Origin of the sequence: Neoroseomonas rubea (assembly GCF_016106015.1) — a bacterium.
In the GTDB taxonomy this organism is placed as follows: Bacteria; Pseudomonadota; Alphaproteobacteria; order Acetobacterales; family Acetobacteraceae; genus Neoroseomonas; species Neoroseomonas rubea.
The window spans coordinates 1-4633 of sequence record NZ_JACADQ010000332.1 but is presented as its reverse complement, the minus strand read 5'-3'; the positions used below and the strand labels follow the sequence as shown (position 1 = coordinate 4633).

Sequence of the window (4633 nt, the reverse complement as noted above, 5' to 3'; positions counted from 1 at the left end):
CGCGGGGCGCGGCCTGCTGCGGCGCGGCGCGGCGCGGAGCCTCGCAATCCCGCGCGAAAGCCGACATCTCGCGCACCAGCCCATCAAGTGCGACGGAGACGCCCAGCCCCTCGCCGATCATCAGCATGGCGTCCGCACCCGGTGACGACGCCTCGTCGCCCCGCGCGGCCAGGATCGCGGCGCGGAAGGATGCGCGGTCGATGCCGAGCCGGAGCCGGCCATCGGGCTCAAGCCGTGCCTCCCGCAGCACCACCGCATGCCAGCCCCCGCGCACATCGCCGAAGCCAAGGCTGACCGGTGCGCCGGGCCGGAACTCCGGGCCGACCACGTCGATCGTCCAACTCGAAGCCGTCGGGCAGCCCAGGTCAACGACCAGCGCCGTATAGGGCTGGCCGACACCGGTGCCGAGGATGGAGAGCACCGGACGCCCCGTCGCTCCATCCGAGACGCGGACAAAGCTGTCCTGCGCGCGGGCCGGCGTGGTGGGCGCGAGGCCCACCCCGACCAACGCGAACAGCATTGTCAAACATGTCGGAATGCGTGCAACGGGCATGAAGTAGCTCATTTTTTGGACTACGCTAGCGAGGATATCTACCAAATGGATCGTTGACACGCACGCAAATTCTCACGATCTCGCGAGTCGCTGACGGTGGCCCTGCCTCGATGCCCTGCTATGGCAGCCCCGTCGCCCCTGGGCTATCTCTCCACCCCGGACGTCGGGCGTCCGCGCCCCCCTCCCTTCGGAGAGAAACGCATGAAGATCGCCTTCATCGGCCTCGGCATCATGGGCCGCCCCATGGCCGGCCACCTCAAGGCCGCCAGCCACGACATCACGGTCGTCGAGCGCCGCAGCCTGACCGCCGAGGACCGCGCAGCCTTCGCCGTCGTGCCCGACGCAAAGTCCGCCGCGGCAAGCGCCGAGGCGGTCATCCTGATGGTGCCCGACACCCCCGATGTGGAGGCGGTGCTGTTCGGCTCCGGCGGCGTGGCGGAGGGCCTGAAGGCCGGCACGCTCGTGATCGACATGTCCTCGATCAGCCCGACCGCCACCAAGGCCTTCGCCGAGAAGATCGCCGCACTCGGCTGCGACTATGTCGATGCGCCGGTCTCGGGCGGCGAGGTCGGCGCCAAGCAGGCAACGCTCACGATCATGTGCGGCGGCTCCGAGGCCGCCTTCGCGCGCGCCAGGCCGCTGTTCGAGGCGATGGGCAAGAACATCACGCTCGTCGGCCCGGTCGGCGCCGGCCAGACCTGCAAGGTCGCCAACCAGATCATCGTGGCGCTCACGATCGAGGCGGTGGCGGAAGCGCTGACCTTCGCCTCCAAGGCCGGCGCCGACCCGGCCAAGGTCCGCCAGGCGCTGATGGGCGGCCTCGCGACCTCCCGGATCCTGGAACTGCACGGGGAACGGATGATCAAGCGGACCTTCGCGCCGGGCTTCCGCATCCGCCTGCACCAGAAGGACCTCAACCTTGCCCTGCAGGCGGGCCGGGACCTTGGCGTCGCGCTGCCGAACACGGCCTCCACCCAGCAATTGTTCGCCGCGGTCGCGGCGGCGGGCGGCGCCGAACTTGACCATTCCGGGCTGGTCAAGGCGCTCGAGACGCTCGCCGCGCACAAGGTGGCCGAGGAATCGTGACACGCGGCCGACCCGAAGCCTGGGCTTCGGGTCGGCCTCCCCCGCGGGTCACCTCCGACCGGGTCCGTGCACGAATATCGGGCTTTGTTGCGATTTTCGACCGAAATGTATTCGTAACTTGAGATTGTGTCTCGAAAACAGAAGGCCTTTCGTCTAGGATGAGCCTGTCTCGCAGCGGGAGGGAATGATGCGCTTCGCGGAGATCGGGCAGCAATTGCGTGCCTATCGACTGGAATCCGGCCTTCGGGCTGAGGAAATCGCCGCCCGACTCGGTGTGTCCCGTGCCGCGCTCTATCGGTACGAGAAGGGCGAGGTCATCAAGCTCGACACGATCCGCCGCTTGGCGGAACTGCTGAAGATCTCGCCGCTTTCGCTGCTCGGGATCGGCGTCGAGTATTTCGGCCGACCCGCTGCCTTCCAGGAAAGGCTGCGCCAGGTGGAGGAGCAGGCCGACCAGGTGCTGCAGGTCGGCGGCGCCCTCGTTTACCCGGTCGCGACCGAAGCCTTCGACGGCGCGCTGGCCGAGGCCTGGACGGAACTCGCCGACGCGTCGCAGGACCGGCTCCTCGCCCGCACCCAGGCGGAGCAGATGCTCGGCCTGCTGGCGGCGCGCAAGAAGCTGCAGCAGTCCCGTAAGCCGAACATCATCGCCATCCTCGGCGAACCTTCGATTGCGCGCATGCTGGCCGAAGGCATCGCACCGGGCCTGACGCTGTCCGACCGCTCCCGCATGCGCTGCCGCCTCGCCGCCCGTGCGGAAGCCGAAGCGATCGCGGAGCACATGGAAAGTGTGCCGATCGGCCTGCAGATCGGCCTGATCTCCGGCAGCGAGCCTTCCGGCGCCTTCATGGTCCTGCGCGGGCGCGACCGCGCGCATGTCGTCGGCAGCGCCTTCTCGCCCGATGCGCATCCCGGGGCCGCCTGCGGCGTCGCCTTCATCACCGCGGCGGATGAGGCGGTCGGCACGCACCAGCGTGTCGCGGAAGCCGCTTGGCGCGACGCGCTGAAGGGCAGCGAGGCCGCCGCCCGCATCCGCGCGCTGATCCGCGAGCACGGGCCGATCTGACAGGCCCGAGCGCCTTCAGGGTTCGCCGTGCGCCAAACCCGGCGCACGGCCCTGACGCCGAGGCCGCGCACTGAATCGACACGCCTCTGGAATCCGGCTTCGCCGACGCGAAGGACCAGGGACGTTCGGTGCCGCCTCAGCGCGCCGCCAGCACCCCCGCGCACGCCGCGGGCAACCGTGGCGGCGGCCCCGGTGGGCGCGGTGCCGGCCGCCGCGCCTCCTCGCTCAGCCACCAGTCGAGGCTGGCATCGCAGCCATCGCCCGCCGGCGGCGGCGCAATGTCGAGGCATTCCGCCTGCCCGGCCGGGCAGCGCAGGCGGATATGCATGTGCGAATCATGCCCCCGCCACGGCCGCACGCGCCTGAGCCATGCCTCGCCGCGATGGCGACGGCACAATTCACGCTTGATCGCATGGTTCACAAGCAGCCGGTCCACGCCCGGCCGCTCTGCCGCCAGCCGGATAAGCGCCGCGTGCCGGTCCGTGAATCGCGCGGGATCGACGCCGGTCTCGTCCGGGAGCACCAGCGAGGTCACGCGGATATCCTCCCGCGCCGCCGCCGGCAGCCGCGGCTTGGCCGAAAGGTCGAGCCAGATGTCGACATCGATCCCGGTCTGGTGGCTGGCATGGCCGTAGGTCATCGGCCCGCCGCGGGGCTGGGCGAGGTCGCCGATCCAGAGGTCGGGGAACCCGCGCCGCTGTGCCTCCCCCGCGAAGCCGCGCACCCATTCGATCAGCACCGGATGCCCCCAGTGGCGGTTGCGGGAGACCCGCACCGCCTGCCAGCCCGGCCCCTCCGACGGCAACTGCACCGCGCCCGCGATGCAGCCGAGCGAGGTGCCGCCGATGATCCGCGCCGGCCCCGGCGCCGGCGAGGACACGCCACCCCAGCCATTGCCCTGCGCCGCCGCCGCGCCGCTGATCAGAAGCGCGAGAGCCGCGCCGAGTCCTGCCTTGTGCATGCCCGATTGCTAGAGCAGATCGGGCCCGCAACGCCATCGCGGGGACTTCCTTCTTGGCCCGTTACCTCGTCACCGGCGGCGCCGGCTTCGTCGGCAGCCACGCCGTGCTCGCCCTTCTCGACCGCGGCCATGATGTCGTGGTGCTCGACAACCTCTCCCAAGGCCATCGCGCCGCCGTGCCCGCCGGGGCCGCGCTGGTCGAAGCCGAACTCGCCGACACGAAGCGCGTCGCCGAGGTTTTTGGCGCCTGGCGCTTCGACGCGGTGCTGCATTTCGCCGCGCTGTCGATCGTCGGCGCCTCGATGCGGGAGCCGCTGCACTACATCGCCGAGAACGTCGCCCATTCGCTGCGCCTGGCGGAGGCCGCGATCAAGGGCGGCTGCCTCCGCTTCGTACTGTCTTCCACCGCCGCGCTGTTCGGCGACCCGGATCGCGTGCCGATCGACGAGGACTGCCGCATCGCGCCGTCCAACCCCTATGGCGACAGCAAGCGGATGGTGGAGGAAGGGCTCGACTGGGCCGCGCGCATCCACGGGCTCCGCTACGCCGCGCTGCGCTACTTCAATGCCGCCGGGTCCGATCCGCAGGGCCGCGCGGGGGAGGACCACGATCCCGAGACGCACCTCGTGCCGCTCGCCATCGACGCGGCGATGGGCCGCCGCCCGCCGCTGACCGTCTTCGGGCAGGACTACGCGACGCCGGATGGCACCTGCATCCGCGACTACGTCCATGTGACGGACCTCGCCGAGGCGCATCTCGCAGCGCTCGCGCGGCTCGAGACGCATGGCTCCTGCCGCTACAACGTCGGCAGCGGGCACGGGGCCTCGGTGAAGGAAGTGATCGCGGCGGTGGAGCGGGTCGGCGGCCGGCCCGTGCCGCACAGCATCGGCCCGCGCCGCGCGGGCGACCCCGCGGTTCTCGTCGCCGCCTCCGACCGCCTGCGCGCCGAGACCGGCTGGGCGCCGCG

5 protein-coding genes are annotated in these 4633 nt (G+C 70.9%); 3 read left to right on the top strand and 2 right to left on the bottom strand.

Annotated features, from left to right (window positions below):
* A partial coding sequence (locus HW577_RS21060; RefSeq protein ID WP_232475114.1) for a hypothetical protein occupies positions 1 to 613 on the bottom strand: 613 nt, incomplete at its 3' end.
* 141 nt (positions 614 to 754) lie between these two features.
* On the opposite strand from HW577_RS21060, the gene HW577_RS21055 reads away from it, so the two are divergent.
* Both HW577_RS21055 and HW577_RS21050 read left to right on the top strand, forming a co-directional pair.
* The gene (locus tag HW577_RS21055; protein WP_198378084.1) at positions 755 to 1639 is read left to right on the top strand and encodes a 2-hydroxy-3-oxopropionate reductase; all 885 of its coding nucleotides are present in this window, start codon (positions 755 to 757) and stop codon (positions 1637 to 1639) included.
* Positions 1640 to 1826: 187 nt separating this feature from the next.
* On the top strand, positions 1827 to 2705 hold the full coding sequence (locus HW577_RS21050; protein WP_198378083.1) for a helix-turn-helix domain-containing protein: 879 nt from the start codon (positions 1827 to 1829) through the stop codon (positions 2703 to 2705).
* Positions 2706 to 2841: 136 nt separating this feature from the next.
* On the opposite strand, the gene mepA is transcribed toward HW577_RS21050, so the two are convergent.
* The gene (gene mepA / locus HW577_RS21045; RefSeq protein WP_198378082.1) at positions 2842 to 3666 is read right to left on the bottom strand and encodes a penicillin-insensitive murein endopeptidase; all 825 of its coding nucleotides are present in this window, start codon (positions 3664 to 3666) and stop codon (positions 2842 to 2844) included.
* Between the two features lie 53 nt (positions 3667 to 3719).
* On the opposite strand from mepA, the gene galE reads away from it, so the two are divergent.
* Positions 3720 to 4633 (top strand): UDP-glucose 4-epimerase GalE (galE, locus tag HW577_RS21040; protein WP_198378081.1); only part of this gene is annotated, 914 nt, incomplete at its 3' end.